23 protein-coding genes and 1 tRNA gene are annotated in these 25,712 nt (G+C 44.0%); 9 read left to right on the top strand and 15 right to left on the bottom strand.

Features of this window, described 5'->3' with window-relative positions:
- The first annotated feature begins 52 nt into the window (after positions 1-52).
- Positions 53-745 carry a DsbA family protein gene (locus LRM50_RS02805; RefSeq protein WP_243809787.1) on the top strand — a complete coding sequence of 231 codons (693 nt, stop codon included), beginning with the start codon at positions 53-55 and terminating at the stop codon, positions 743-745.
- 352 nt (positions 746-1,097) lie between these two features.
- Here the strand turns inward: LRM50_RS02805 and LRM50_RS02800 are convergent, their stop codons facing one another.
- From LRM50_RS02800 to LRM50_RS02770, 7 genes are all read right to left on the bottom strand, one after another.
- Positions 1,098-2,018: a CorA family divalent cation transporter gene (locus LRM50_RS02800; protein ID WP_243809786.1), complete on the bottom strand. Its 921-nt coding sequence runs from the start codon at positions 2,016-2,018 to the stop codon at positions 1,098-1,100.
- A gap of 57 nt (positions 2,019-2,075) precedes the next feature.
- A complete protein-coding gene (locus LRM50_RS02795) occupies positions 2,076-2,990 on the bottom strand; it encodes a magnesium transporter CorA family protein (RefSeq protein WP_232736148.1) in 915 nt (304 codons plus the stop codon).
- A 76-nt stretch (positions 2,991-3,066) separates the two neighbouring features.
- Positions 3,067-4,017 carry a carbamate kinase gene (gene arcC / locus LRM50_RS02790; RefSeq protein WP_129743569.1) on the bottom strand — a complete coding sequence of 317 codons (951 nt, stop codon included), beginning with the start codon at positions 4,015-4,017 and terminating at the stop codon, positions 3,067-3,069.
- A 3-nt stretch (positions 4,018-4,020) separates the two neighbouring features.
- On the bottom strand, positions 4,021-5,565 hold the full coding sequence (locus LRM50_RS02785) for a YfcC family protein (RefSeq protein ID WP_243809785.1): 1,545 nt from the start codon (positions 5,563-5,565) through the stop codon (positions 4,021-4,023).
- A gap of 39 nt (positions 5,566-5,604) precedes the next feature.
- Positions 5,605-6,594 (bottom strand): ornithine carbamoyltransferase, encoded by a 990-nt coding sequence (gene argF / locus LRM50_RS02780; RefSeq protein ID WP_243809784.1) that lies wholly within the window; start codon positions 6,592-6,594, stop codon positions 5,605-5,607.
- Positions 6,594-7,832, bottom strand: coding sequence for an arginine deiminase (arcA, locus tag LRM50_RS02775; protein ID WP_243809783.1), 1,239 nt, complete (start codon positions 7,830-7,832; stop codon positions 6,594-6,596). Before arcA ends, argF begins: the two co-directional genes overlap by 1 nt.
- 47 nt (positions 7,833-7,879) lie before the next feature.
- Positions 7,880-8,512: a TylF/MycF/NovP-related O-methyltransferase gene (locus LRM50_RS02770; RefSeq protein WP_243809782.1), complete on the bottom strand. Its 633-nt coding sequence runs from the start codon at positions 8,510-8,512 to the stop codon at positions 7,880-7,882.
- Positions 8,513-8,600: 88 nt separating this feature from the next.
- Between LRM50_RS02770 and LRM50_RS02765 the strand changes: the two genes are divergently transcribed.
- Positions 8,601-9,341, top strand: a complete 741-nt coding sequence (locus tag LRM50_RS02765) for a hypothetical protein (RefSeq protein ID WP_243809781.1) — start codon at positions 8,601-8,603, stop codon at positions 9,339-9,341.
- A 7-nt stretch (positions 9,342-9,348) separates the two neighbouring features.
- Here the strand turns inward: LRM50_RS02765 and LRM50_RS02760 are convergent, their stop codons facing one another.
- Both LRM50_RS02760 and LRM50_RS02755 read right to left on the bottom strand, forming a co-directional pair.
- On the bottom strand, positions 9,349-11,343 hold the full coding sequence (locus tag LRM50_RS02760; RefSeq protein WP_243809780.1) for an ABC transporter ATP-binding protein: 1,995 nt from the start codon (positions 11,341-11,343) through the stop codon (positions 9,349-9,351).
- The gene (locus LRM50_RS02755; RefSeq protein WP_243809779.1) at positions 11,343-13,103 is read right to left on the bottom strand and encodes an ABC transporter ATP-binding protein; all 1,761 of its coding nucleotides are present in this window, start codon (positions 13,101-13,103) and stop codon (positions 11,343-11,345) included. The genes LRM50_RS02760 and LRM50_RS02755 overlap by 1 nt, the downstream gene beginning before the upstream one ends.
- 118 nt (positions 13,104-13,221) lie before the next feature.
- Between LRM50_RS02755 and LRM50_RS02750 the strand changes: the two genes are divergently transcribed.
- Together LRM50_RS02750 and LRM50_RS02745 are read left to right on the top strand one after the other, a co-directional pair.
- Positions 13,222-13,298 (top strand) — tRNA-Pro (locus LRM50_RS02750).
- Between the two features lie 65 nt (positions 13,299-13,363).
- Positions 13,364-13,831: an NUDIX domain-containing protein gene (locus tag LRM50_RS02745; protein WP_243809778.1), complete on the top strand. Its 468-nt coding sequence runs from the start codon at positions 13,364-13,366 to the stop codon at positions 13,829-13,831.
- Between the two features lie 14 nt (positions 13,832-13,845).
- Here LRM50_RS02745 and LRM50_RS02740 read toward each other — a convergent pair whose 3' ends face one another.
- Genes LRM50_RS02740 through LRM50_RS02730 form a run of 3 tightly spaced genes read right to left on the bottom strand, consistent with a single transcriptional unit; the run spans position 13,846 to position 16,047 of the window.
- Positions 13,846-14,568: an amino acid ABC transporter ATP-binding protein gene (locus tag LRM50_RS02740; protein ID WP_275973372.1), complete on the bottom strand. Its 723-nt coding sequence runs from the start codon at positions 14,566-14,568 to the stop codon at positions 13,846-13,848.
- Complete coding sequence (locus LRM50_RS02735) at positions 14,549-15,259, bottom strand: amino acid ABC transporter permease (RefSeq protein ID WP_243809777.1); 711 nt, start codon at positions 15,257-15,259, stop codon at positions 14,549-14,551. The genes LRM50_RS02740 and LRM50_RS02735 overlap by 20 nt, the downstream gene beginning before the upstream one ends.
- Positions 15,256-16,047, bottom strand: coding sequence for a basic amino acid ABC transporter substrate-binding protein (locus LRM50_RS02730; RefSeq protein WP_243809776.1), 792 nt, complete (start codon positions 16,045-16,047; stop codon positions 15,256-15,258). Before LRM50_RS02730 ends, LRM50_RS02735 begins: the two co-directional genes overlap by 4 nt.
- 52 nt (positions 16,048-16,099) lie before the next feature.
- Between LRM50_RS02730 and LRM50_RS02725 the strand changes: the two genes are divergently transcribed.
- The gene (locus tag LRM50_RS02725; RefSeq protein ID WP_243809775.1) at positions 16,100-17,665 is read left to right on the top strand and encodes an LTA synthase family protein; all 1,566 of its coding nucleotides are present in this window, start codon (positions 16,100-16,102) and stop codon (positions 17,663-17,665) included.
- On the opposite strand, the gene galE is transcribed toward LRM50_RS02725, so the two are convergent.
- Positions 17,662-18,675: a UDP-glucose 4-epimerase GalE gene (gene galE, locus LRM50_RS02720; protein ID WP_243809774.1), complete on the bottom strand. Its 1,014-nt coding sequence runs from the start codon at positions 18,673-18,675 to the stop codon at positions 17,662-17,664. The two genes, LRM50_RS02725 and galE, sit on opposite strands and share 4 nt — an antisense overlap.
- 150 nt (positions 18,676-18,825) lie before the next feature.
- Between galE and LRM50_RS02715 the strand changes: the two genes are divergently transcribed.
- From LRM50_RS02715 to LRM50_RS02700, 4 genes are read left to right on the top strand one after another with little or no spacing between them, the layout of a single operon-like run.
- Positions 18,826-20,973, top strand: coding sequence for an ATP-dependent Clp protease ATP-binding subunit (locus tag LRM50_RS02715; RefSeq protein WP_275973371.1), 2,148 nt, complete (start codon positions 18,826-18,828; stop codon positions 20,971-20,973).
- A 7-nt stretch (positions 20,974-20,980) separates the two neighbouring features.
- Complete coding sequence (locus LRM50_RS02710; RefSeq protein WP_243809773.1) at positions 20,981-21,868, top strand: class I SAM-dependent methyltransferase; 888 nt, start codon at positions 20,981-20,983, stop codon at positions 21,866-21,868.
- Positions 21,865-22,467, top strand: coding sequence for a hypothetical protein (locus tag LRM50_RS02705; protein WP_243809772.1), 603 nt, complete (start codon positions 21,865-21,867; stop codon positions 22,465-22,467). The genes LRM50_RS02710 and LRM50_RS02705 overlap by 4 nt, the downstream gene beginning before the upstream one ends.
- Entirely contained in the window at positions 22,464-23,180 is a 717-nt protein-coding gene (locus tag LRM50_RS02700) for a DsbA family protein (protein WP_243809771.1), read from the top strand. Before LRM50_RS02705 ends, LRM50_RS02700 begins: the two co-directional genes overlap by 4 nt.
- 6 nt (positions 23,181-23,186) lie before the next feature.
- Here LRM50_RS02700 and LRM50_RS02695 read toward each other — a convergent pair whose 3' ends face one another.
- Complete coding sequence (locus LRM50_RS02695) at positions 23,187-23,780, bottom strand: hypothetical protein (protein WP_243809770.1); 594 nt, start codon at positions 23,778-23,780, stop codon at positions 23,187-23,189.
- A gap of 367 nt (positions 23,781-24,147) precedes the next feature.
- A complete protein-coding gene (gene lysS, locus LRM50_RS02690) occupies positions 24,148-25,674 on the bottom strand; it encodes a lysine--tRNA ligase (RefSeq protein ID WP_243809769.1) in 1,527 nt (508 codons plus the stop codon).
- Positions 25,675-25,712 lie beyond the last annotated feature (38 nt).

Genomic DNA, 25,712 nt, shown 5'->3' with positions numbered 1-25,712 from the left:
GTTTTATTGTACCGCATTCCGTGCTATACTTACTAGAGTAAATGGAGGTAAAATGAATAAGAAAAGCTGGATAATTTTCGCAATTATTGTAGTGGCGATTGTTGGTGGAATGGTTTATATTTCGACACAAAATCGACTAAACATTAGCGATATCAATAACGATCAACTGAACACAACTATCAGCGCAGAATCAAGAAATGGCAATATTACAGATCACGAAATTGGCAGTAAAGACGCCAAAGTAACAATTATCGAATACGCCGACTATCAATGTCCTGGCTGTGGCACCGCTGCACCAAAAGCTGAAGCGCTAGCTAAAAAATACAAAGATCACGTTCGATTAATTTTCCGTAATTTCCCAATTGCCAGCTCACACCCTAACGCACGAGCCGCCGCTGCCGTAGCTGAAGCTGCTGGCCTGCAGGGTAAATTCTGGGAAATGAATGAGCTTCTATATGCAAATCAGGACGCTTGGAAAAGTGCCAACACTACAGAACGCGACAACATCTTCAAATCTTATGCTGAACAATTGAAGCTTAATATCGATCAATATAAAACCGATATTGCCAGCAACAAGGTTAAAAATAAAATTGACTTCGATATGGCTCTCGGTCGCAAACACGGCGTTGCCGCAACACCAACTTTCTACATAAATGGAAAAAATACCGAGATGGACAGTTCTGGCTCAATTGAATCATCAGTCAAGGAAGCCTTGAAAAAAGCTGGCGTTGAAGTAAAAGATTAACACATTTTCACACAAACCAAAATCCCGCTCCGGTGCCTTGGAGCGGGATTTGTTTATAGTCGTCCCTATTCTATAGTTGGAGCGACTGCACTTTTTATTGTGCTATGTATGTTTGCCATTCGGCAGGCACCACATCCACCGCGATCTTTTTGCGCCTTGATGGCACAAATTTGATTAGGATTGGCATGATGTGTTTTTTGCACTCCTTATTTATGTGCAGCCCCACGCGCTTCGACCTTTATTACTTAATATCAGCAATTTAATGCTTCGGCGCGAGACATGCTAACAATGTTACCAAACGTTTATTGGCACGTCAAGCAAAAACATTTTGAAAATGCTTATTATATCTATATTAGAATAAGCGGAGTCGCTTAGCAACAAACATAACAAGTAAAATCAACAACACCGTAAAACTGGTGATAACAGGGTATGCCCAAGGCTCTCCCTGGAATGGCAACGCGATATTCATTCCATACATTCCGTAAAAAACGTTTGGAATAGCCAGAAGAATTGTTATGGCGGTCAATGCCTTCATACGTTGGTTCAGCGTATTATTAGCAACCGTCGAATAAGCATTTTGAATACTGGAAATTGTGTGCGTACTGGAACTGATTGCCACTAGAACTTGTCTAATGTGTAGATCAACATCCTCCAAAGCCTCCAGGTCCCTAGTCTTAAATAAGTGGCGACGATTTTCCATCAGTTGTGTTATAACACGAGATATACCTTCCAAACTGCTTCGATATTCATTGAGCGTGTCTTCAATTGCGACAAATTTAATAAAATCCGAATTCTCAACTTCATGACGACTTAGTCGCCGACGAGCATCGCTAATTTGCTCCGTTAACAAATGCACGCGTTGTTCATATTGAGAAATAATATACGCCAAATTCGCAGCAAAAACTCCCGCTGGACGCTCGGTTGTGCTAAATAAATAATCGCTAACCTCCAGGGGTGAAAATTTAACATGAGGCGATATTGTAATATAATGACCGCCGCTAATTGCAATCAAAAACGGTGCCGTTTTACCAGAATCAGTTTGACCAAATGGTATGCGTGTAAAAATATATTCAACACCATCAGAAAACTCCGCTCGAGGTAATTCGTGGATGTCTAGTACGTCACGGACAATATTAGCAGACAGCGACAAAGCCTTTGAAACTCGAGTAGCATCAAGACTCCCGGTCAAATTGATCCAACCGTTTTTATGCATTCGTTGAGCTTGCGTCAACTTTTCAGTCAACGATCTACGCTCAAAGTAGCCCACCATCATAAGAAAATTATAATATACACAAGCGATATTAGCAATCTGTCGAATTGCAATTAAACTTTATCGGCGACGCAGGAAATAATAGCCCACAACAAACGCCAGCACTACACTGATCGCGGTAATCGCCCAAAACATCAATGGATTATCAGCACCTGGAACCGGCACGTTCATACCATACAAACCAGCGATCATCGTCGGAATAGTCAAGGCTACGGTAATTACGGTTAGCAGGCGAATCGTCTCATTAAGACGCGTATCCATCACCGCCCTATAGCTGTCGCGCACATTAGTAATCGTCCTCAACAAACTTTTACAGCGCGCAATCACCTGTTCCAAATCAATCGAAATATCCTCAACGTCTTCCTTGTCATCAGCTTTCAGTCGCAGCTTCTGAGTCGCCAGAAGCCTCTCAATTGCCCAGTTCATCGGAATTAACGCGTCAAGATAATCATTCAATTTACGCTCATACTCCGCCAGAGTGGCAATATCATTAACCCTCAGCGTATGAATACTATCTGTAGCCGCTCGCATCTGGCGATTAATCGTTGCCACACGCCGCTGATATTGCGTTGAAATTGCCTCAACCATCGCCACCAAAAGCTCAACTTGTCGATCCGTCCTAATCCGCACTTTATCAATAAATGGCTGCCACAATCGCCCCAAACTATCTCTAGACAACGTCACGATATGATCTTTATTAATGCAGAATAAAATCGGCGTGGTAAAATCGTTAAAATCGTCGTCAGTGTCCGGCAGCCGCGCAATCAAATAAGTCCACTCATCATCAAACTCAATACGTGGCACCTCGTGTGGATCAAGCGCGTCACTTATCAAATCCTCGTCCAAGCCCAGCGTCAACAATTGCGAAACCTCTTCGTCGCTCGGTCTTTCGCAACGCACCCACGAACCAGACCGCAAATTTTCTTGCGGACTAATTACTGAATCACTATTTGTTGAACGAAGATATTGCAACATAATTTCATATTATAAAATAAAACATATATAAACACAAGAAGCTCCTGCGCCATTCACAGGAACTTCTTGATTTTTATTACGATTTGACTATCGTGCCTGCCGAGCCGCTAATGGCTTCAGCGGTTTTATCCAGCGAAGTAATAATCGCCGTACGCCCCGACTTTCCGTCCAGGAACGACAAGGCAGCCTGAGTTTTTGGCAACATTGAACCTGCCGCAAATTGCCCATCGTCAATATGCTTTTGAAGCTCTTCTATTGAAACTTCCCCAAGAGATTGTTCATCTGGTTTGCCAAAATTAATTTTAGCAGCATCAACCGAAGTCAAAATCAGCAAAGTATCGGCGTCCAAAAGATCTGCCAATTTTGCCGCGCCGAAGTCCTTATCAATAACCGCAGCGACGCCCTTTAATTGACCAGTTTCATCTTGCAGAACAGGAATACCGCCGCCGCCAGTTGAAACGACTGTCACACCAGCATGAACCAACGCCTTAATCACATCAGCCTCGACAATTGTCTGAGGTTTCGGTGAAGGAACGACACGACGCCAACCACGGCCAGCGTCTTCTTTTACCGTGTAGCCGCGCTCGCTAGCGACGGTTTTCGCCTCGTCTTCCGAATAAAACGGACCAATTGGCTTGGTTGGATTTTGGAATGCTGGATCACTTAAGCTAACAATCGTTTGAGTTATAACGCTAACAGCGCGATTGTTCATTTGATTAACCATAAAGGCGTCATGAAAAGCCTGTTGCAACCAAAAGCCAATCAACCCCTGACTCATAGCGCCAGAATCTTCCAGTGGCAAGCTTGGCACATCTGGCGTGTTAATCGCCTCTTCGTGCAACACGATATTGCCAACCTGAGGACCATTGCCATGAACAATTGCTACGTTATGACCGGCTTGGATTAACGGTAAAAGTTGTCGAACCGTTTCATCGGCTACTCGTTGCTGTTGCTCAGACGCGGCCTCGCCCTGCCGTTGCAGGGCGTTACCACCGAGCGCTACTACAATAGTACGCTTCTTATCCATAGGCTACAGTGCTCCGAAAATTGCAATAACTGTGATGCTGATGATAGCAAATATCGCCATAATTGGAGCTGAGCGCTTTAGCCAGTCGCGATATGAAACACCAGCCAAAGCCAATCCACCCATCAACGACGCGATAGTTGGAGCCATCATGTTGATCAATCCAGACGCTGTTGCAAATGCAGCAACCATAACTTCTTTGCTTGAGTTGACCAAATCAGCAATTGGCGCAATAACCGGCATAGTTGCTGCCGCCAAACCTGATGATGACGGAACGATAAATGACATTGGCAAGTAGAATAGATACGCCAACACACCGACAACACCACCACCAGCATCTTTCAGGAGAGATTCACCCCAGCTGATGATTGTGTCCTGGATTTCACCGTTAGTCATCACTACAGAAACACCTGTTGCTACTGCGATAATCAAAGCAACTGGCAAGATATCTTTCACACCGTCGATAAATGTATCAACTGGGAAAACACCCTCTTTCTTAAATTCTCTGTAGTAAATTGCGGTTATGACAATTGTTGAAATTAGGAATAGTGCGGTGATTTCATTGAAATACCAATCACCAAAGGCTGCACTGTGGACTACGCCAAGTACCGCGCCAATAACTGGCAAACCTGCAGCCCATTCAAACATATCAGCGAAGAATGTGATATTCCAACTTCCCCATGGAATCAAGGAAAGGATCATTAACACAAATGTAATAGCAAACACAGACATAACAACTTTTCGTGGACCAGTGAATTTTGGTACGTTTGTCATGTCGAGAGCAGCCGTAGCTGGCTTGTAGCGAACATCTTCTTTGTATTTGCCGGCCTTAACTTTTGCGGCGTAACGCATAGTAAAGATAATCGCGGCAATCAAACAAAGTACTAAGATAATAGACATTATTGGAATAACGCTACCCAATTTCACGTCTGCGGTTTTTGCTGCAACACCAGTAGAGAATGGGTTGATTGTCGAGCCGAGCACACCAGTACCGGCACCCAACACAATCACCATCACACCAGTCATGGCGTTATAGCCAGCAGCAATCATCATTGGTATAACTAGTGCGTAAAACGCCACAGTTTCTTCTTGCATACCGTAAGTAGTACCACCGATAGCGAATAAAATCATCAGAATCGGGATGAGCCACTTTTCCTTGCCCTTCATCTTTCGGAGTAGCGCGCCAAGAGAAGCGTCAAGCGCACCAGTTTTCATGGTGACGCCTAAGAATCCACCAAGCACCATCACGAAGACGATGACATCAAGCTTATCTGACATACCTTTAATAGGTGCGGTGAAGACGTCCCACAAACCCTGCTGGTCGTGCTTTTTGACCTCTTCCTTTTTACCGTCTTTTTCTTCCGTAACGGTTCGCTCTTTGTCGACTACGTGATACGAATTAGCTATACGATCGCCATCTTCGTTTGTCTTATATAGTCCAGAAGGAACAACCCACGTCAATGCCGCCATAACGATGATCACGACAAACAAAATAGTAAACGCCGACGGTGATCGAAGCTTCTGCTTTGCTTTTTTAATTTTTTCTACCATTGCCTCGGAGCCTCCTTAACCTCCTTATTACGACAACAACTACAATGTCAAAGCCATCACAGCCTTGATTGTATGCATACGATTTTCCGCTTGATCAAAAACTATCGAATGTGGCGAGCGGAACACTTCATCCGTCACTTCCATTGAATCTAAACCGAAATCTTCCTGAATCTTCTTTCCAGTAATTGTCAATGCGTCATGGAATGCTGGCAAACAGTGCATAAACTTGACCTCAGGATTTCCTGTCAAGTTAATCATTTGGCGATTAACTTGGAAATGTCGCAATTGGTTAATGCGCTCAGCAAACTTGTCTTCTTCACCCATTGAAACCCAAACGTCCGTGTAAATAACGTCAGCACCGCGCAAAGCTTCTTCGAAGTTGTCAGTGATGGTAATGCGTGCATGACTTGACCTGGCAAAATGATTTGCTTTATCAACCAAAGCCTGATCTGGATGCAATTCACGAGGCGCCAAAATGCGGAAATCAAGTCCCATAATAGCTGAACCGATCATCAGCGAGTTCGCCATATTGTTGCGACCATCGCCAACAAATACCAACTTAGTCCCCTTCAATTTTCCAACATGCTCTTCAATTGTCATGAAGTCTGCCAAAATCTGTGTTGGATGAAACTTATCGGTCAATCCATTCCACACTGGAACGCCAGCGTGACGCGCCAATTCCTCAACAGTCGCGTGATCAAAGCCACGGAACTCAATTCCGTCAAACATTCGTCCCAAAACCTTGGCAGTGTCTTCAACCGTCTCTTTCTTGCCCAATTGAATATCATCTTTACCGAGGTATTCCGGCGCAACTCCAAGGTCATTAGCAGCTACTGTAAATGCGCAGCGCGTTCGTGTTGAAGCCTTTTCGAATAGCAAAGCCACGTTTTTACCCTCATGAATTCGGTGCGGAATGCCGGCATATTTCAATCGACGATATTCACGAGCCGTGTCCAATAACAAGCGAATCTCTTCAGCGGTATAATCGCTCAAAGTCAGTAGCGATCGTCCTTTCAAACTCTGAGCCATTAGAATACATCCTCTCGTACTAGCGGCATACTCATACAGCGTGGACCGCCACGACCGCGTCCAAGCTCAGCGCCACTAATTTCAATAACTTCGATACCGTTTTCGCGCAATTTCTGGTTAGTTACGTAGTTGCGATCGTAAGTCACCACAACACCCGGCGCAATTGCCAAAGTGTTTGAACCGTCATTCCACTGTTCGCGAGCAGCAGCGATCGGATCGCCACCACCACACTCGATCAGCGTAACACTTGGTAAGCCCAACGCAACTCTCAAGACGTGTTCCAGGTCTGTTTCATGCGTGATTCGTGGGAATGGCTGACCTTCAACCTTCTCCAAAATGAAACAATTCATCCTGCCGCCGTGGTCGCGAATTTCTGGGTGAATTGTAAACTTATCACGATCAATCATCGTAAACACGGTGTCTAGGTGCATAAAGGCGTGAGATTTTGGAATTTCCATAGCGATGACTTTCTCGAATTTCGAGCCAGCAAACAATTTCGTTGCCATCTTTTCAATTGCCTCAGCAGTTGTTCGCTCTGAAACACCAATTGCCATAACCTTATCGCTTAATATTAATTCGTCACCACCTTCCATCGAGAACTTCTCTGTGCGGTTGTACCAAACTGGCGCACGATTAGCAAAACGTGGATGGTGGTCGATGATGTAGCGCATAAATAGCGATTCACGACGACGAGCCGTCCAGTGCATCTTGTTGATTGTCAAACCGTTACCAATTGCGGCAGCCGGGTCGCGTGTAAAGTATAGGTTTGGCATCGGATCGAGATAGAACGGATAACGATTTTTCTCGATCATATTATGAAGTTGCTGATGCTGGTCTGGAGGCAAGGTAATTTCATCCTTGCGAACACCAGCCATAATCTTGCGAATCATAGCGTGAGTCGGCAAGTCCAACAAGAATTGACGCAATGTTTGAGTAACACGGCGTGAATCCTGCTTAGAAGCAGCCAACATTTCATCGACAAATTGTTCACGCAGTTGATCTGTGTTAATTGCCTCAGCGACCAATTGATCCAGATACAGAACTTCGATTCCACGACTTCTCAATGCTTCCGCAAAAGCATCGTGTTCAGCCTGCGCCACTTTCAGATATGGAATATCGTCAAATAAAAGATCGGTCAGATAGTCTGGCGTCAAATTCTCCAGCTCTTCACCTGGCCGATGCAATAGAACGGTCTTAAGTTTTCCTATTTCAGACGTGATGTGAATTGGTTCGTCCATCACAACCCTCCCCTGTTTATATTAGTGATGTTTTAATTGTAACACGTTTATGTTTTTGAGCAAGAGGAGATAATTGCCAGACTAGCTTCAGTCCTGACCGTGAATTGTCGATTAACTTTCAGCCATTCATCAGTGGCTTTTGCGGCGCCCGGCAGAGCTTCATTTGCGTAGTCATCGACAATAATTATCGCGTCTTCGTTAAACTTACTTTCACAAACCCGAAAAGAATCGACAATTGACTCGTAAAAATCGCCATCAAAAAACGCAAACATAATATTTTCCGGCACATCATCAGAAGTGAAATCGGAAAACCAGCCTTTATGAATAATCGGCGACTTCAATCCCGCCTTCTTAAAATTCTGGACAAACGTCTTACGCGGCGCTAATAACTCGCCAGCCTTAAATTGATCACCCGCAGCGCTATTATCCTTCTGGGTTTTTTCTGGCAATCCCGCAAACGAATCGTAAACATGAAACTCGCCCGTAAAATCATAAGCGTCCAGCAATCGGCGAATAAACAAACTAGTTGTGCCGACATAACAACCAAACTCCACAATGTTTCCAGTGGCGCCACGACGTAGAGTTTTTTCCAATTCTCTTAAAAGCGCGCCAAGCTCTTTTATATCGACTTGGTCAGAAATGATCGGGTATTTAGTGAGGAGTTGGTCTGCGATATTCATGACTTAATTATAAATAGTTCGCCAAATTTATCAACGACGCAGCCCTATATATTTACAGTTTTATGAAGTAAACTATCAATTAGCACCTATGAATAATCACGATATTATCAAAACATTTTTACCGAAACAGCTGGATATAAAACAATTAAGCTCGTTTCAATCCACATTGCGAAAATCAAACATAATTGTATACGGCGAAATCCACGGCATTAAAGAAAATTCCGACATCATCTATACTCTGGTTAAGAAACTTGGCGTAAAACGATTAGCTATTGAGGTCAGCTCTGCTGTACTCAACTTCATCAATTCAGTAAAGACCGGCTCTTACGATTTTTCCTTAGTTGATGAAGACCTTTTTGATTCGAGCATTTTATCTCTTGAAATGATAAAAACGATAGCAATCCTCCTGCAGCAAAACCAACTTAAAGAACTTATTTTTATTGATACATTTTTTGACAATTTAGATGAGGACGCCATCATATCACCAAGCCCGCAGGAACGAGAAAAACAGCTAGCTAAAAATATCCTCGGAATTGACAGCTCTCTACCAACATTATGTATTATGGGACAATGGCACACGCAACCTGAAGTCATTAAAAATGGCGAAATGCAACATAAATCAGCGCTATATCGCTTAAGAAAAGTAAAGCCAAATGTGCCGTCTATTCACAATGTCTACAGACAAGGACAATTATTTAATGATGGAAAAATAATTGAACTTCCGGAAAACCCATCAATTCCGCCTTATTATGAAATTGTCCAGAAAACTGATATTGATTTCGATTTACACATACCAGAAGCTACAAAAATATCACTATGTAAAAAGTAGCAGACAGCTACTCAGAAAACTGACTATTGTAAAGCTCGGCGTAAAATCCATTTTGCTTCAGCAGAGTTTCGTGATTGCCCTGCTCGATAATATTCCCGTCCTTAACCACCAAAATCAAATCGGCGTCGCGAATGGTGCTCAAACGGTGCGCAATAACAAAACTAGTTTTTCCCTGCATCAACTTATCCATGGCTTTTTGGATAAGGACTTCGGTGCGTGTGTCAACTGAGCTTGTCGCTTCGTCCAAAATCAACATCGGCGCTTTTTCTAACATTGCCCTGGCAATTGTCAGCAGCTGCTTTTCTCCCTGGGAGATGTTAGCAGCCTCCTCGCCCAAGACCATATCATAGCCGCCCGATAGCGACCGCACAAAATGATCAACATGCGCTTCTTTGGCGGTTTTTATCATCTCTTCCTCGGTAGCTTTTGGATTGCCATACATCAAATTCTGACGAATCGTGCCATTAAACAGCCACGTATCTTGCAGCACCATGCCAAACATTTGACGCACATCGCTACGTTTCATCTTACGAATATCCACGCCATCAATCTTAATCGAACCACTATTGATCTCATAAAATCGCATTAGCAAGTTAACCAGCGTCGTTTTTCCAGCGCCAGTCGGACCAACAATCGCTACGCGCTGACCTGGCTTAATGTGCGCCGACAAACCTTTAATGATAGTCTGGCCTGTCTTATAACCAAAGACGACGTTATCGAATTCAACTTCGCCTTTTACGTTAGACAATTTTACCAAGTTATTCGATTCAACCGCTTCTTCTGGCTCATCCAAAAACTCAAACACTCGCTCAGCGGCAGCGGCTGTCGATTGCAGAATATTAGCAATATTAGCAACCTGAACCAGCGGCTGATTGAACTGATCGACGTATTGAATAAACGCCTGAATATCGCCAATTTTTAGCCGACCATTAATCGCCAGCCAACCGCCCAAAATTGTCATAGCAACGTAGCCAATATTGCCGATAAAATTCATAATCGGATGAATCAATCCAGAAAAGAATTGAGCCTTCCAAGCACTATCCTGAAGCCGATTATTGATCTTAGAAAACTTAGCAATCGATTTTTTCTGACCATTAAAGACCCGCATCACTTGATGTCCGCCATACATTTCTTCAATGTGTCCATTAAGTTCGCCAAGCTGCGTTTGCTGGCGTAAGAATTGTTTTTGCGAGCTCTTTGCAATCAGCGTAATCACGCCACCCGCCAACGGAAGCACCAACAGCGCAACTAGCGACATTTGCCAGCTAATCGAAAACATCATCACCAAAATCCCCAGCACCGTAACCGTTGAAGTTACAATTTGCGACAAACTCTGATTTAGTGTTTGGCTAATCGTATCGACATCATTAGTTATGCGACTAAGAACTTCGCCGTAAGTTTGCTTATCGAAATAACTCAACGGCAAGCAATTTATTTTTTCGGACAATTGTTGTCGCATTCTGAAAGTTACGGTTTGCGTCACCTGAGTCATTATCCACGTTTGGATATAGCGAAAAATTGCGCTCAACACATACATTCCAACTAACAAAATAATTATTCGCCAAATAGTGTCAAAATGAAATTCTGGACGGCGACTAAGATCTAGCTTTTTAATCGACTCAAGTTGACTGGACGGAATCTGTTTTTCAATCTCCGACTTATTCGGCAATCGACTCAAAACGTCCGCGCCAGTAGTTCCCGCTGACAAAGAAGCACCTTTTGGCAATTTACTAGTGATCGCCTCGTAGGCTTTCATATTGGCGTAATCATCAACAATTTGATTCGTCGCGCTGCCTAAAATCTTCGGGCTGGCAATCGCAAAAATCGTGCTCCCAATTGCAAAAACCAGCACCATCAACATTTGCCATCGAAAATCCGACAAATATTTAATTAGCTTCTTGACCGTTCCCTTGAAATCTTTAGCCTTTTCGCCAGTGCCCATTCCGCCCATCGGGCCGCCCATTCGTACTTGCTGTCGCTTTTTCGTGGTTTGCCTAGACATTACAACGCTCCTTTCGCAGCAATAGACATTTTCTGCAAATCGTCTTCCGAGAGTTGCGAAGCGGCAATTTCTTGATAAACTTCGCAATCTTTCATCAATTCCTGATGCGCTCCCTGACCAACAATTTTTCCCTCGTTAAGCACAATAATTTTATCGGCATTCATAATCGTATTAATTCGCTGACCGACAATTAGCACAGTTTTATTCTTAGTTTCCTTTGCAAGCGCAGCCCGTAACTTCGCGTCCGTCTTAAAATCAAGCGCCGAGAACGAATCGTCAAAAATGTAAACATTCGGCTCAACCGCAATAGCCCTCGCGATCGACAAACGCTGGCGCTGACCACCAGAAACATTGCCGCCGCCCTGAGCGATTTCACTTTTATAACCATTTTTTAACTCGCTAATAAATTCTTCCGCTTGGGCAATTTTGGCCGCTTTTTCGACCAACTTATCACTAGCCTCAGCGTTGCCGTATTTGATATTACTAGCAACCGTCCCGCTAAACAGCACACCTTTTTGTGGCACGTAACCAATTTGACTAGATAAATCTTCTAATTTCAGATTTCTAATATCAACGCCATCAAGCAAAATCTGCCCCGCCGAAACATCATAAAAACGAGGAATCAAATTTATCAGCGTCGACTTTCCCGAACCAGTACTGCCAATAAACGCCGTTGTCTGACCAGGTTCAGCTATAAAATTAATATCCGAAAGCACCGGCAAATCCGCGTCAGGATAAGTAAACGTAACGTCCTTAAACTCAATTTTTCCCTTGGCATCTTTTGGTAATTTTTTCGGCGACTTCGGGTTAGTAATCGACGGCAAAGTATCCAAAACTTCTCCGACTCGGCGCACCGATACGGCGGCTCGCGGCACCATAATAAACACCATCGACAGCAACAAGAACGAGATTATCACCTGCATCGCGTATTCCAAAAATGCCATCATATTACCAATTTGCAAATTGCCACTACTTATCAAATGCGCGCCAAACCACACAATTGCCACACTCGAAAAGTTCATCACTAAAGTCATAATCGGATCAAGCAACATCATCAAACGGTTCACAAATAAATTCATCTTATTCAATTCCGTGTTAGCTTCTTGGAATTTTTTCTGCTCAATCTTCTCGTTATGGAACGCACGAATAACTTTTAGTCCAACCAAATTTTCCCGCGCCACCAAATTAAGTTTATCCACCAGAGTCTGCAATTTCTTAAACCTAGGTACGGCAATCGTAAATAGTGTAGCGATAACTACGAGCAAAACAAACACCGCCAAAGCGATAATCCAGCTCAGATCCGGCGCGTTATTCATGGCTTTTTGCAGACCACCAATTGCCATAATCGGTGCCATTAACGCCAGTCTCAGCAGCATTATTGACGTTGTTTGAATCTGCTGAATATCATTCGTTGAGCGCGTAATCAGCGACGCCGTAGAAAACTTATTAAAGTCCGCCAAAGAAAAACTTTCTATTCGTTCAAACAATTTCAATCGCAATTTTTGCGCCATTCCCGTAGCAATTCGCGCCGCCAAAAAACCCACGACAATTGAACAAAAACCACCAGCCGCCGTCACCAAAATCATCATCAAGCCATTATTCCAAATCGCCGACATATCTTGTTTAATAATGCCGTTATTGACAATTTCCGACATTTTATCTGGCAGCCACAAATTCGCCATCACAACGCCATACGTGAATCCAATCAAGATAATAAACAGCAACCAATAGTCTCTAAAAATTCGTAAAATATGTTTCATTTATAGTCCTTTACGCTCTAAGTCCACCTTATATTATATCATTTTAGGACTAGTTGATTTCATTTTAATAATTACAATTGGACAAAAATATCTGTTAGTTTTATACTGTTTTTAGCGTCGGGGTGTGGCGCAGCTCGGTAGCGCGCACCGTTCGGGACGGTGAGGTCGCTGGTTCAAATCCAGTCACCCCGACCATGAAATTATTGGGCGTACGTTCAGCTTAATTGAACCTCTGGCTATTAGCAATCAAAGGAGGTTTTATGCGACGAAGAGTAAACGTACGCGGAATTATTATCAACAATAAGGGCGAAATTTTCTGCCAAAAATTAACCGCAAACACCGGCAAAGGGCGTAATTTTTGGTGTACGCCGGGCGGTGGCTTGGAAATGGGCGAAAGCTTGCTGGATGGTCTACGCCGAGAAATGATTGAAGAAACTGGTGTTGAGCCAGAAATCGGTAAGTTGTTATTTATACAACAATTCGCCGAATCAGGCGAACAATCGGCGCATGGCCCGAACGAGCAATTGGAATTTTTCTTCCTCATCACCAACTGGCAAGATTACCAGCATATTGACCTGGAGCAAACATCGCACGGCGTCAAGGAAGTAGCCAAGTGCGGCTTTGTTGATCCGAAAACCACGCGAATTTTACCGAGTTATCTGACAGAGGTTGATCTGGACCAGCTAGTTAACAAATTGACAGAAGTTCCAGTTCTAAGCGAATTATAGCTGGGCCGCTTAGACTATTTAGCGAAGAATTTTTTGGCACGTTCAGTTTTCGGGTGATCCATTACCTGGGCTGGCGTGCCATTTTCGATTATTTCTCCCTTATCCAGAAAAATCATCCGCGTGCCGACTTCACGGGCAAATTTCATCTCGTGCGTCACGATCACCATCGTCATTCCCTTTTTGGCAACTTTCCTAATAACATCCAAAACTTCGCCAATCATCTCTGGATCCAGCGCTGAAGTCGGCTCGTCAAAAAGCATAATTTTCGGCTCCATCGCTAACGCCCGCGCAATTGCCACTCGCTGTTTTTGACCGCCAGATAAACTATTCGGCGAAGCATCCGCTTTATTCAATAACCCAACATCATCCAATAAACTTCGCGCCAATTTTGTCGCTTTTTGATCTGAAAACTTACGCAGTTTTTTCGGAGCTAATTTAATATTTTCAATCACGTTCAAATTCGGGAACAGATTAAATTGCTGAAAAACCATGCCAATATTCTGCCGCAACGCATTCAAATTCACGTGTGGATCAGTAATTTTTATTCCATCAACAATAATCTCACCCGAAGTCGGCTCCTCCAGCAAGTTCAGACAACGCAAGAACGTCGACTTGCCAGAACCAGACGAGCCAACCACCACGACAATCTCGCCTTCTTCAATTTCCACATCAATATCGCGAAGAACTCGATTCGTGCCGAACGTTTTTTTCAAGTTTTTAACGCTGATCATCGTCATGTTTCAATTTCCTTTCTACTCGCGCCATTACTCGCGTAAAAATCGCCGTCAAAATTAAGTACATTGCCGCAGCGGCAAATAGCGACTGAAAAGCTGTCGCCGTCTGAAAACGAATATTGTCCGCACCTCGCATAATATCATTCAGACCAATCCAACCAACAACCGAAGTTTCCTTTAATAGCGCGATAAATTCACTAATCAACGCCGGTAATGAATTTCTCATCGCTTGCGGCAAAATAACCAGCCGCATTGCCTGCCAATTACTCAGACCCAAAGACCTAGCCGCTTCCACTTGTCCCTTATCGATACTCTGAATTCCGCCACGAATAATCTCAGCGATGTACGCGCCGCTATTTATCCCGAACGCCACCGCCGCCACAAAAATCTTTGGCATAAATTGATACGACCCAAAAACGACGTAATACATAATCAATAGCTGGACCAAAAGTGGCGTGCCGCGAATAATATCGACATAAATTTTTCCCAAACTAGCCAGCGGATTAAAGTTCGACAACCTACTTGTTTTCATCCTGCCAAATGGTCGTAAATTCGACGTACGCATCAGGGCGACAAGCACACCAATTGCCGATCCTAAAATAAGCGACAACACGGTCAAAACCAGCGTCACTTCTAAGCCGTGCCATAAAAATAGCCATCGACCGCCGCCAAAAATCACTTCCCAAAAATTCACGATTTAGCCTCCTCGCCAAAATATTTGCGGATTAATTTTTCATAGCGGCCATCTTTTTTCATCTTGGCAATTTCTTTATTAACCTTCTCCAAGAGGTCTTTATTATCCTTTTTAATAGCAATCGCATAACTTTCATCGCTGAGCGCGCCCGGCAAGATTTCTAAGTCAGAAAATCCAGCCGAGTACTGTTTTGCGGGAGCGTCGTCCAGAATAACTGCTTCAATTTTTCCCGAACTTAACTCCTGCAAAACACTCGGCGCAGTTTGGAATTGTGTGACTGATGCGCCAGCAATTTTAGACGCCAAAGTATCGCCAGTCGTGCCCAGCTGTACACCAATTTTTCGCCCTGGCAATTGATATTTATTACGAATCGGACTGCCCTTTTTAACAATTATTCTCTGTGAAGCCGAATAATACGGATCTGAAAACAACGCATTTTTTTCTCGCTCAGGTGTCACTGTCATTCCAGCCGCCACCATATCAATTTGCCCACTATCCAGCGCCGGAAGTAGCCCGTCAAACGACATGTCTTCGACCTTCAAATCTTTACCCAAGCTTTTAGCAATTTCCCTCGCCAGATCAACGTCAAAGCCAACCACTTGATTGTCATCAATATATTCAAACGGCTTAAATCCAGCATTCGTACCCATCACCAGAACATCAGTTTTTGAGCCAATTACGCCATCTCGATGTAAAATATCGCCCAACATCAAACAAATCATCCCCGCAAATAAAACCAAACCAATCCACCAACTAATTCCGAATGTGTGCGTCTTATTCTTGCTCATGCTTTTATTATACCCCTTCATCCGCAAAAAACGTAAGTGATATAATAGAATGGTGAGAAAAATTAAATTTACCAAACGTTTCTGGATTAAATCAATATCAATCATTTTGCTTTTTTTGGCGGCATTTTGCTTAATTGCAGCGCGCTATAAATATATCGTCTTTAAAAATTCACAAATCGACGAGATAATTTTTTATTTCGTCAACGGATTAGCTGGTGGCAAATCTGACAATTTATGGTCGGCCGTCCTGCAAAATCTTCCGCTGGTTTTCCTATTATTCGGTGCTTTATTAATCCCAATGTTCGACAAATCGATCTCTTTTATAAATCGCATAATTGCCTTCTGCTTGAAAAAAATCAAATCATCACGAAAACTCACTTTGCCGTTTTTGAGATTACGAAATCAAGCAATTTACTCGCTGAGTATGTTTTTAATTGCGATCGTCCTTCTCATTCAAAGTTTTGGTATCCCTGGCTATATTTACGCCTTGACTCAATCAACCAAATTATATGAAGAAAATTACGTCAATCCAAAAACCGCCAAATTAACTTTTCCAGAGAAAAAACGCAACTTAATATACATCTATTTAGAGTCAATGGAAAACACTTTGGCGTCAAAGGCTAATGGCGGCAGCTCCGAAACCTCCATCATTCCAGAACTGGAAGAATTGGCGTTAAAAAATACCTCATTCTCAAACAAAGCATCCGGTGTCGGCGGCGCTTTACCTGCAACAAACACTGGCTGGACTGTGGCAGGAATGGCTGCGCAATCTGCTGGCGTCCCACTGAAAGAAAACTTGGTTGGCGGACGCGACCATAACGCCCTGGGCGAGTTTAAAAAGTTCTTGCCGGGCGCTTATAGTCTTGGTGAGATTTTAGAAAAACAAGGCTATAATCAAACATTTGTTATGGGATCTGAGGCGAGTTTTGGCGGACGCGATAAATTATTAACTCAACACGGTAACTTCAATATCGAAGATTACAATTACGCCAAAAAACACGGAAAAATCTCCGAAGATTACAAAATTTGGTGGGGTTATGAGGATAAAAAATTATTCCAATTTGCCCGCGAAGAAGCCTCGCGCTTGGCGGCGTCAGACAAGCCATTTAACTTGCAATTATTAACCGCCGACACGCATTTTACCGATGGCTATCTGGACGAAACCTGCGCCAAAACCTTCAGTAATCAATACGACAATGTTCACGCTTGCTCCTCAAAACAAGTCGCCGCATTCGTCAATTGGGTTAAATCTCAGCCATTTTATGAAAACACCACGATTGTCATTTCTGGCGACCATTTAGGAATGCAGACTTCATACTACGACGAAAAAATTGGCGGAACTAATTATCAGCGAACCATTTATAACACGTTTATAAATCCAGCCATTTCAACTAGCCACTCAAAGAATCGTCAATTCACGACATTCGATATGTATCCGTCAACTTTGGCGGCGCTGGGAGTTAAAATTGACGGCGACCGATTAGGTTTGGGTACAAACTTATTTTCTGGAAAGAAAACCTTGGTCGAACAGTACGGCGGAATTGAAAACTTAAATTCAGAACTTTCCAAACGTTCCGCTTATTACGAAAATAAGATTTTCACCAAATCTGGCAATTAGCCATTGTAGCCATTCGGATTATTGCTCTGCCAATTCCAAGCGTCGCGGCAAGCATCTTCAATTGTCAATTCTGCTCGCCAACCTAATTCTTTTTCTGCCAAGCCTGGGTCTGCATAACACGCTGTAATGTCACCTGCTCGACGTGGCGTAACTTGATATGGAACATCGCGACCAGATGCTTTCTCAAACGCCTTCACTAATTCCAAAACCGAAGTACCACGACCAGTGCCGATATTATAGACTTTATATTCGTTCGGTCGACCCAAATTCTCCAGAGCCGCCACGTGAGCCTTTGCCAAATCAACCACGTGAATATAATCACGCACGCCAGTTCCATCTGGAGTGTCGTAATCATCACCAAAAACGCTCAAATGGTCTCGCTTACCAACAGCAACTTGCGACACAAACGGCAGAAGATTATTTGGAATTCCCGAAGGATCTTCCCCGATGCGACCGCTCGGATGCGCGCCAACTGGATTAAAATAACGAAGAGACGTAAATTGCCAATCTTGATTTGTCGCAGAAATATCGCGAAGCATTTGCTCAATCATCAACTTTGTTTGGCCATATGGATTTGTGGCAGACAACGGCATATCTTCGGTAATTGGTAATCTAGCAGGATCGCCATAAACTGTTGCCGAGCTAGAAAACACCAATTTCTTCACGTCAAATTCTTGCATCACGTCAAGCAAAACCAACGTGCTTTCGAGGTTGTTTTTATAGTAAAGAAGCGCCTTTTCAACCGATTCACCAACCGCCTTCAACCCAGCAAAATGAATTACAGCATCAATTTTCTCAGACTTAAACAATTCTGATAGTCGCTGATGATCGCATAAATCAAATTCATGAAACGGTATTGATTGACCGGTGATTTCTTCAACTCGCCTCAGACTCTCGACGGATGAGTTTGATAAATTATCGACCACCACTACGTTATGATTTGATGATAATAGTTCGATGATAGTGTGACTGCCGATATATCCAGCGCCACCAGTGACAAGAATATTCATATGCTTATTATACTACAAAAAGTCTATTTATTTTAGTTAGCACTCTTGCACTGAGAGTGCTAATTTGTTATGATAACTACATCAAATTTCACCATTCTGTCTTTTACTGGGGCGCAACAAATTAGGACTAAAAACCAAAAGGAGGATTTTATGCCACCAAACATGAATCAAGAAGAAACAACTAAACCACTCGAAAAATTTGGTACAGACATAACGGCGTTAGCACGCGAAGGTAAACTCGACCCAGTGATCGGTCGAGATGAAGAAATTCGACGCACTATGCAGATTTTAAGTCGCCGCACTAAAAATAATCCCGTCCTCATCGGTGAGCCAGGAGTTGGTAAAACCGCAATTGTTGAGGCGTTGGCGCAGCGAATTGTCAAAGGCAACGTTCCCGCTTCACTGAAGGATAAGCGACTAATTTCCCTGGAAATTTCCAGTCTTCTGGCGGGCGCTAGTTTCCGCGGACAATTTGAGGATCGATTGAAAGCCATTCTGAAAGAAGTAGAAGATACGGCCGGTGAGATTATTCTTTTTGTCGATGAAATTCACACCATGGTTGGTGCTGGAAAAAGTGAAGGCAGTATGGACGCGGGCAATATGTTAAAGCCAGCGCTGGCTCGCGGAAAATTACACATGATTGGCGCGACGACACTCGCTGAATATCGCCAGTATGTCGAAAAAGATGCCGCCTTAGAGCGAAGATTCCAACCAGTTTACGTTGGCGAACCAAGCTTTGACGACACTGTTGCCATTTTGCGCGGATTGAAGGAAAAATACGAAATTCATCACGGAGTAAAAATCGCTGATGACGCAATCGTGGCGGCCGCCAGATTGTCCACCAGATATTTGCCCGACCGATTCTTGCCAGACAAAGCAGTCGATTTGCTTGACGAAGCGACCAGCTCGCTCAAAATGCAATTAGAAAGCGTGCCGATTGCGCTGGATCGATTGAACAATAGACGCTTGCAGTTGGAAATCGAGGAAGCGGCATTGAAAAAGGACAAATCCGACCACGCCAATATTCGCAAAGATGAAATCAAGGAACAAATTGCCAAAATTCGCACAAAAGCCGAAGTAATTGATAAAAAATGGCAACACGAAAAAGACATTTTGCAAACCGTCAACATGGCTACCGAAAAAATGGACAATCTGCGCTCACAATTAGAAATTGCTGAACGCGACGCAGACCTAGCCACCGCCAGCCGCATTAAATATGGCGATTTGCCGGAGCTGGAGAAAAAATTAGCAAGCGCCCGCGAAGAGCTAGCGGCAATTCCAGCTCACGACCGATTACTCCGCGAAGAGGTTACACCTGACGATATCGCCGGCGTGGTGGCGCGCTGGACCGGAATTCCGGTGGAGCGATTGATGGAAAGCGAATCTAGCAAATTGACCAAATTGGAGGAATCAATCAGCCGCCAAGTCATTGGGCAAGATCGCGCCGTGGCAGCTGTAGCGAGCGCCATTCGTAGGTCACGCGCTGGACTTGGCGACGTTAATCGACCGATTGGCTCATTCCTATTCCTCGGACCTACTGGCGTGGGAAAAACAGAAGTAGCGCGCAGTTTATGTCGTGAATTATTCGACGACGAGCACGCCATGATTCGAATTGACATGAGCGAATATATGGAACGCCACGCCGTAGCCAGATTGATCGGCTCGCCTCCAGGATATATCGGCTACGATCAAGGCGGTCAATTGACGGAAGCCGTTAGACGACGCCCATATAGCGTGGTTTTGTTTGACGAAATCGAAAAAGCGCACCCCGACGTATTTAACGTACTATTACAGGTTTTGGACGACGGTCGATTGACGGACGGACAAGGACGAACGATTGACTTTAGCAACACCATTATCATCATGACCAGCAACGTCGGATCGCAAATGATTATGGACTACACGGGCGACGACATTAGCTCGCTTGACAATCAAATTCTAGAAACGCTTCGTGGTCATTTCCGTCCAGAATTCTTAAACCGAATTGACGACATCGTGATTTTTGATCGCATTCACCCTGAATCGATGCGCGCAATTGTTGATGTGCAATTAGAAAAAGTTGTTCGCCAAGTTAAAGATAGTCGCGACATAACGCTGGATTTCGACAATAGCGTTCGTGACATGTTGGCGCGAGATGGCTACGACCCGAGTTTCGGCGCTCGACCGCTTAAGCGTTTGATTCAAAAACGCGTGCTTGATCCTTTGGCGCTCGAACTGATCGACGGGCGAATTCACGACGGAGATACAGTAAAAGTTGCTGTCGCGGATGATCGAATTGCCTTTACGAATATCGTATAATAGACGCATGGATCAAATTCGCAACGAGTACTTGGAAAATCATACCAACAAAACCTATCAAGAGCGGATGAATCAGACAGCGTCATCCAAATTCGGAGCTATCGCAAAACATCTTGGTAAAAACGTTAAATTGCTTGATTTCGGTTCTGGTTTCTCGCCAGAATTCATCAAACAAGTGACGCAAACAGAAACTCACTACGTAGCCTATGATGTTTCACAAATTGTTCAATCTCAGCTTCAAGAAAATAACATTGATTTTGTTACTAAAGAACAACTTGAAAACACCAAAGATGAGTTCGACATCATCTATATGTCGAGTGTATTTCACGAATTGATGAGCTATCTATCCCGACCCGAACGCACTAAAACGTTCGCAATGCTAGACAGAGCACTCAAACCTGACGGTACCATTATCATCCGCGATTGGGGTCCCGGCGAGACGCCAAACCTAGTCACGTCTATCAAAGTAGCATCCGAAGATGTCAACGATGAAGTTTACACATGGATCGAAGCGCTTGTTAAAAATTCAGTAATTAGCATGCCTACTATCGTTTGCGACGACAATGATAATCCTATCGTTCCGTACATCTACAAGGCAAATAGTCAAACTATTTATGAAATCATGTTTCACGCGGTTTGGGAGCTAGATTCACTTGAACGCGAATCAAAAGAATCGTACGCTATCGAAAAACACCTTATTCACAAATGGATTTGCGCGCCACACGGTTACAAGATAATACAGTCGCAGAATGAATTCGATGAAACCTATTTGCCACATTTACAAAAATACTTCAAAATTGATAGTATTCCATGGCCAACAAAAGTTATTTACGAACTAAAAAAGGATATAGTAAATAACACACCAGCAAATTTTATAGCACAACTACCACAATGAGTTACAACGATAAGCACTACAAACTAACCATCAAATCAGCGTTTCTAGGAATCGGCAGAATGCTTGGTTTGCCGAAATATTTCCTAATAACAATTGTCGCGACCGTCGCCTTCGCCGTGGTAATTTATTTCGCAATCAACGCCAATTTTTACGGACCACTAATGATGTCGCGTTTACCAATCCTCGATAAAATCGCGCTGCTCGGTTCGATGATTATAGACATCTTCAAACAAAGTTTCACTTCACCAAATGGCGCGCTACTTATGGTAGTATCAATTCTTCAAGGCGTATCGATCGCCGCTGTAATTTTTACAGCAAAGAATAATCGCGACAATGAAAAAACTGTATCTCGACAAGTCGGATTAAGCGGAATTGCATCAATTGCCGCAACAATTGGACTCGGCTGCGTTCCCTGCGGAACATCACTAATCTTACCAATTGTAACCCTATTTTTCTCAGGAGCTGCCGCCGCCACCGCCGCAAATATCGCCAGTACAATAGTCCTTTTGTTGGCTTTACTGCTCAGTTTATTCTCGCTATATAAATCAGGTCAAATTATTTTTATGTACACAGAATTATCTAAACAGGAGAAAATATGAATCGACAAAAATCATCAGGCATAGCGCTTATTTGGGTTCTTTCGGGAATTGTAATCGTGGGAATTGTAGCTTTGTTTATCTATGGAATTGTCAATCGCCCGCCGAATCGTCACATTGGCGATAATAAACCGTGGAATGAAAAAATGTCACAAGGATCCGCTGACGCGAAAAACGTGTTCATTGATTATACTGACTACTTTTGTTCATTTTGCGCCGAGGTCGAAGCCGCAACCAGCACAGAATTCTTCAAAAATGACTATGTTAAATCCGGCAAAGTTCGTTATGAGCATCGTGTGGTAACGTTATTAAAAGAGATGACCAACAATACCGAAACCGGTGCTCACGCTGCGTTTTGCGCTGCCGACCAGGATAAATATTGGCAATATACCCACGATATCGTCCCGCGCATTAAAAGCGATTATTTCGATAAAGGAATTGGCGTGAAAAACGTTGCTGTGCCGAAAAAAATCCCTGCTCTTCCACTGGAATATTTCCTGACTTCCGCTAAAAATGTCGGCATGAATGAATCGCAATTTTCCGACTGTATGACTAAAAAACCGCACCAAAAAGAAATTGATGACAACACACAAAAAGCTCTTTCTCTTGGCGTGAATGGCTTGCCATATATGGTTATTAACGATTATCAAACCAGCGGATTCGTCGGCGGAGAAAACGGATTAAGAAGCATTCTTAAGGCTGGCGGCGTTAAATAATTGTCACTATTTCAGTTGACTCATAAATCCACGCAGTTGAGATAAAGTCCGCTCTATTCTTTCATTAGTCCAATATTTATCTGCCGTAATACTATCGTCGCCAGTTGATTCCTCTTTGTAGCGGCCGATAATCTTGCCGTTCTTGACAATCGATACATCAGGCACAAATATTCGAGGATTGCCATTTTTATCTTTTTCCAAATACGGTTCTAATTTCTTGACCAATTTTTGGTAAACTTCATTGTTGCTAGCGCGAGCATCGCGAATATTCAAATAGTATATTTTATCAACACCTTCAGCCCGAGCTGCCCGATCAACGTGTTCGCTCAAATGCTGACACCACGGACATTGCGGAAAGCCCAAGAAAACCACGCCGCTGCCGTTATCAAAGATATCAAGGACTTCTTTATCGCTGGCATAAACGAAGCGATTATTCGCCGCCACTCGCGGATATTCTGACTTGAATTTGGCGGCGTCGGACACGTTAGTAGACGGAGTCTTTGGCTGCTCGGCAGAATACTGGCGGTTATACCACAGCCCAGCCGCAGCGCCGCACAAGATGATTATGACGGAAATAATCGCAATAAGTTTTTTATTCATGCCAAACCTCTTTTTCATAACGTCGTATCCCACTTCCGCGCGCGAATATGACTCATCTCTAGCTCTTGCGCTTCTTCAAATGTCATAATTCCCCCTTCTGGTGTAGCTTCACTATAGCTAGTCTAATTATAATACAGCGTTTAGCATTATGGAAAACGGTAAAAATCGCACAAAATAGAAAGGCATTTTTCCAAAACATAAAAGCTGTTTTCGAAAACAGAAAGAATGTTTTAAGCGACAGATACGGCTATTCGATAAAAAGCAAGCGAAAACGGGCAAACTACCGATATTATTTTAATAAAACCGCCAGACGATTAGAGTTTTGCTCCCCATTTCCACCTGAAAAGCTTAATCACTAGACGGGCTTCTACTTGACTAGTCGCAATCGCTCAATCAACCAATCCCGCGGCAAAATCGACAAGAACCAGCCAGCGCGTGGCCCGGAATCTTTGCCAATGAGCACGCGGTAGATGGTGGTGAAGAGCTCCCGCGGCGGCAGCAAACCGCTTTCCTTGTAGGCGTAAATTGCTTGATGAAACCAGTTACCATCAGCCCCAGCCGGCGCCTCGGCGATATCGTCAGCTAATCGCCTCAAGTATTCTTTTTGCTCTGGCGAGAACTCATCGGGATTTACCTCGTCCGTCAGACGAAACTTCAATGACTCGGGCGCCCACTTTTCCAGCCACCGACTGACATAGCCTAGTTCTGTGATGATCACTGCTTCTTCCTCGTCGACGATGCGGGCGTATTCCGGACTACGCCGCAAAATCTCTACTGTTTTTACCATGTCGCACAGCGCCGCTTGGTATGAAATAACCAGATGCGAGAATGGAATTGAGCTGACCGCTGGCTGATCTAGCCCGTCAGTACACAAGAATAATAGCTGTTTATCAAGCTCATTTTGCGGATGCTGCTTCATCGCCGCGAAGTCGTCAACCAGCCGCACCAGGCTATCGGTCTCGTCAAAATACAGTCGCTTGGCCGGCGAATACCGGAGTATAAAGTAGCGCACTACCTCAGGCGGCAGCATATCAACAACGTCGTGTGCGTTCACGCCAGTACCCTTGCTGGCGCTCATCTTTTTCGTATCACCGGTGCGATTAATAAATTCATATGGCACTGGTACTGGCGCATCAATGTCATAAACCTCGCGAGCGATCCGCTTGCCGGTATCATACGAGCCACCCTTCGTCGCGTGGTCACGGCCAAACGGCTCGATATCAATGCCGAGCAGCCACCACCGCCCTGGCCAGTCCAGCCGCCAATCCAACTTTACCTGCCCGTCATCATACCGAACTGTGTGCTCCGAGTCATCATGGCTACGATAGGTAATTGTTTTTGTATCGCTATCCATGCTGATGAAACGGCGATTTTTTAGCCGATCATGCTCCATGATTTGAATTGGCGACCACTGATCATCCAGCTGCCGACCCGATACTTCCTGGATGGCTGACTTAGCTTTGTCAATGCGGCTCAGCGAGCGCTCGATGGCCGGCACAAAGAAGCCGCTGCGATATTTATCGCTGGCATAGACCACGTCCATAGTCACACCAATTTTATCGGCGCTGTCGAGGAATGGCTTCAAGCAAAAATCCGCCCACGAATCATATTGATCATCTGGTGACGGCACCATACAGAGCGGCATACCCAAGTACTGCTCATAACTATCCGGCAAATTAACCGGCACTTTACGAAAGGCGTCGAGGTTGTCTGAAACGTGAACGTGGCGCGCCCGAATGCCTGCTTTCTTCAGCGCCCGCACCACGGCGTCAGCAATGACGATCTCGCGCAAATGCCCCACATGATACACCCCCGACGGTGACGCACCCGAGGAAACCAAAATCTCTTTATTAGCATCCTGAAACGTATTTACTATATCATCGAGCCACTTCATGTGCTATATTATACACTAGTGAGCAATCATTCCGGTAA

It is taken from the genome of Candidatus Nanosynbacter sp. TM7-053, from assembly GCF_022828375.1.
GTDB lineage: Bacteria > Patescibacteriota > Saccharimonadia > Saccharimonadales > Saccharimonadaceae > Nanosynbacter.
Note: the sequence above shows the minus strand (reverse complement) of the source record. Positions and strands in the feature narration are given on the sequence as shown.

What these genes read in the sequence shown, in the direction of transcription:
- LRM50_RS02730 (WP_243809776.1), bottom strand. Translation starts at nt 16,047, where the DNA reads ATGAGCAAGAATAAGACGCACACATTCGGAATTAGTTGGTGGATTGGT.
- LRM50_RS02785 (WP_243809785.1), bottom strand. Translation starts at nt 5,565, where the DNA reads ATGGTAGAAAAAATTAAAAAAGCAAAGCAGAAGCTTCGATCACCGTCG.
- LRM50_RS02740 (WP_275973372.1), bottom strand. Translation starts at nt 14,568, where the DNA reads ATGACGATGATCAGCGTTAAAAACTTGAAAAAAACGTTCGGCACGAAT.
- LRM50_RS02705 (WP_243809772.1), top strand. Translation starts at nt 21,865, where the DNA reads ATGAGTTACAACGATAAGCACTACAAACTAACCATCAAATCAGCGTTT.
- arcA (WP_243809783.1), bottom strand. Translation starts at nt 7,832, where the DNA reads ATGGACGAACCAATTCACATCACGTCTGAAATAGGAAAACTTAAGACC.
- LRM50_RS02700 (WP_243809771.1), top strand. Translation starts at nt 22,464, where the DNA reads ATGAATCGACAAAAATCATCAGGCATAGCGCTTATTTGGGTTCTTTCG.
- galE (WP_243809774.1), bottom strand. Translation starts at nt 18,675, where the DNA reads ATGAATATTCTTGTCACTGGTGGCGCTGGATATATCGGCAGTCACACT.
- LRM50_RS02710 (WP_243809773.1), top strand. Translation starts at nt 20,981, where the DNA reads ATGGATCAAATTCGCAACGAGTACTTGGAAAATCATACCAACAAAACC.
- argF (WP_243809784.1), bottom strand. Translation starts at nt 6,594, where the DNA reads ATGGCTCAGAGTTTGAAAGGACGATCGCTACTGACTTTGAGCGATTAT.
- LRM50_RS02795 (WP_232736148.1), bottom strand. Translation starts at nt 2,990, where the DNA reads ATGTTGCAATATCTTCGTTCAACAAATAGTGATTCAGTAATTAGTCCG.
- LRM50_RS02755 (WP_243809779.1), bottom strand. Translation starts at nt 13,103, where the DNA reads ATGAAACATATTTTACGAATTTTTAGAGACTATTGGTTGCTGTTTATT.
- LRM50_RS02800 (WP_243809786.1), bottom strand. Translation starts at nt 2,018, where the DNA reads ATGATGGTGGGCTACTTTGAGCGTAGATCGTTGACTGAAAAGTTGACG.
- LRM50_RS02770 (WP_243809782.1), bottom strand. Translation starts at nt 8,512, where the DNA reads ATGAATATCGCAGACCAACTCCTCACTAAATACCCGATCATTTCTGAC.
- LRM50_RS02695 (WP_243809770.1), bottom strand. Translation starts at nt 23,780, where the DNA reads ATGAATAAAAAACTTATTGCGATTATTTCCGTCATAATCATCTTGTGC.
- lysS (WP_243809769.1), bottom strand. Translation starts at nt 25,674, where the DNA reads ATGAAGTGGCTCGATGATATAGTAAATACGTTTCAGGATGCTAATAAA.
- arcC (WP_129743569.1), bottom strand. Translation starts at nt 4,017, where the DNA reads ATGGATAAGAAGCGTACTATTGTAGTAGCGCTCGGTGGTAACGCCCTG.
- LRM50_RS02760 (WP_243809780.1), bottom strand. Translation starts at nt 11,343, where the DNA reads ATGTCTAGGCAAACCACGAAAAAGCGACAGCAAGTACGAATGGGCGGC.
- LRM50_RS02715 (WP_275973371.1), top strand. Translation starts at nt 18,826, where the DNA reads ATGCCACCAAACATGAATCAAGAAGAAACAACTAAACCACTCGAAAAA.
- LRM50_RS02805 (WP_243809787.1), top strand. Translation starts at nt 53, where the DNA reads ATGAATAAGAAAAGCTGGATAATTTTCGCAATTATTGTAGTGGCGATT.
- LRM50_RS02765 (WP_243809781.1), top strand. Translation starts at nt 8,601, where the DNA reads ATGAATAATCACGATATTATCAAAACATTTTTACCGAAACAGCTGGAT.
- LRM50_RS02745 (WP_243809778.1), top strand. Translation starts at nt 13,364, where the DNA reads ATGCGACGAAGAGTAAACGTACGCGGAATTATTATCAACAATAAGGGC.